2 protein-coding genes are annotated in these 2,237 nt (G+C 72.1%); both read left to right on the top strand.

The genetic code is table 11. The annotated features are described in order from the left end of the window. Positions 1-232 precede the first annotated feature (232 nt). Positions 233-1,021 (top strand): 3-hydroxybutyrate dehydrogenase, encoded by a 789-nt coding sequence (locus tag N864_RS21650; RefSeq protein ID WP_051518917.1) that lies wholly within the window; start codon positions 233-235, stop codon positions 1,019-1,021. A gap of 58 nt (positions 1,022-1,079) precedes the next feature. Then, on the top strand, positions 1,080-2,237 hold a 1,158-nt coding region (locus N864_RS21645), incomplete at its 3' end, for a GAF domain-containing protein (RefSeq protein WP_240474447.1).

Here is a 2,237-nt window from a genome sequence, read left to right as displayed (position 1 = left end):
ACCCGGCCGGAGCGGAGTCGAGGAAGCGACGTCGAAGGACGAGGCACCCGGCCGAAGCGGAGTCGAGGAAGTGTCGCAGAGGGGGCGACATCTGACGGGGGCGCCACGGACATCGGACCACGGTCCAGTTCCGGCGAGGGCCGGGGGCAGGCCGAGCCGCACACATGATTCCGAGCGGAATATGTCGAGGCAGCACATGAGCGGCGGGCGGGGCCGTCCCTAGTCTTCCCGCATGGCCGCCGCCCCCTTCTCCGAGCCCCTGCCCGCCGCCGACACCGTCGACCTCGGCGACCGCACCGCGCTGGTCACCGGTGCGGCGAGCGGCATCGGCGCGGCCATCGCCACGGCGCTCGCCCAGGCCGGCGCCACCGTCCACGCCGTCGACCGGGACGCGGACGCCCTCGCCGAGGTGGCCAAGGAGGATCGGATCGAGCCGGTCGTGGCCGACCTCGCCGATCTCGACGCCCTCGCCGCGCTGCCGACGGACGTCGACATCCTCGTCAACAACGCGGGGATCCAGCACGTCTCTCCGATCCAGGACTTCCCCCTCGAGAAGTTCGACCTGATCATCGCGCTGATGCTCGCTGCGCCGTTCCGGCTCATCCGCCAGTCGCTGCCACACATGTACGAGCGGGGCTGGGGCCGCGTCGTCAACGTGTCCAGCGTCCACGGCCTGCGCGCGAGCGAGTTCAAGTCGGCCTACGTCACGGCCAAGCACGGGCTCGAGGGCCTGTCCAAGGTGACGGCGCTCGAGGGGGGTCCGCACGGCGTGACGTCGAACTGCGTGAACCCGGCGTATGTCCGCACCCCGCTCGTGGAGAGGCAGATCCACGACCAGGCGGTCACCCACGACATCCCCGAGTCCGAGGTGGTCGAGAAGATCATGCTCTCCCCCGTCGCCGTCAAGCGGCTGGTGGAGCCCAGTGAGGTCGCTGCGCTCGCCCTGTTCCTCTGCGGCCCCGCCTCCGCCTCCGTCACCGGCTCGTCCTTCAGCATGGACGGCGGCTGGACGGCCCACTGAGGTGGCCCCCGCCCCCCAGGACGTCCACGGGACACAGGCGCCTCCTAGGATCGGCACCGTGTCGGACGCCGAGGAACGCAATCAGCTGCTCCACCTGCTGGAGCTGGTCGCCTCGGGTGCCTCAGTGGCCGACGTCGTCGCGGTGCCCGCACCGACCCGGGCGCGGGAGCTGGGGCTGCGGATCACGCACGAGCGTGACGCTCACCTCGACAGGGAGGGCGCCCTGTCGGCCCTGCTCGACATCGCTCGCGAGCTCGCGACCGAGAGCGATCCGGCCGGCGTCCTGGAGGCGATCGTCCGGCGGGCCCGCATCCTCATGCGCACCGACCTCGCCTACCTCACGCTCTACGACCCCGAGGCCGGCGACACGTACATGCGCGCGACCGATGGGTCGATCTCGGCCCGGTTCCAGGCCGTGCGGCTGGCCCTCGGGGACGGTCTCGGCGGCCTTGTCGCGTCGACGCACAAGCCCTACTGGACAGCCGACTACACGAACGACGAGCGGTTCGCGCACACCTACGCCATCGACAGCGCCGTCGGCGACGAGGGGATCATCGCGATCTGCGGCACCCCGCTCATCGTCGAGTCGCACTTCGTCGGCGTCCTGTTCGCCGCGAACCGCTCCCCCCGGCCGTTCACCCGTGAGGAGGTGGCCCTGCTCGGCAGCCTGGCGACCCTCGCCGCCGTGACCCTCGTGCAGACCCGGGCCCGCGCCGACGCCGAGCAGGCGCTGCAGGCGCTGTCCCAGGCGCACGAGACGGTGCGGCAGTATGCCGCGGGCATCGAGAAGGCGGCGGCGGCCCATGACCGCTTCGCGTCGCTCGTCCTCGAAGGGGGCGGGATCGAGGGGATCACCAAGGCGCTCGCCGAGCTGCTCGGCGGCTGGGCGGTCCTCCTGGACGACGCCGGCGAGCGGCGCAGCGAGTCTGGCGCCGTTCCCGACGAGCTGCCGCTGCCGACCGACGCCGTCTGGGGCACGGGTCGACTCGTCGAGGTCGGCGGTTTGTTCGTGGCCCCGGTCAGCGCAATGCGCGACCGGCTGGGAACGCTGGCGGTCGGTGGCCTCGACACGCTGAGCGACTCCGACCGGCGCACCGTCGAGCGGGCCGCGGTCGTCACCGCTCTCGTCCTGCTCTTCGAGCGCACCGCGGCCGACTCGCGCCAGCAGGAGCGCAACCGCCTGGTGTCCGACCTGATCACCCCGCGCGGCAGTGTC

It is taken from the genome of Intrasporangium chromatireducens Q5-1 (assembly GCF_000576575.1).
In the GTDB taxonomy this organism is placed as follows: domain Bacteria; phylum Actinomycetota; class Actinomycetes; order Actinomycetales; family Dermatophilaceae; genus Intrasporangium_A; species Intrasporangium_A chromatireducens.
The sequence above is the reverse complement of the archived record's forward strand: the minus strand, read 5'-3'. Positions and strand labels throughout refer to the sequence as shown.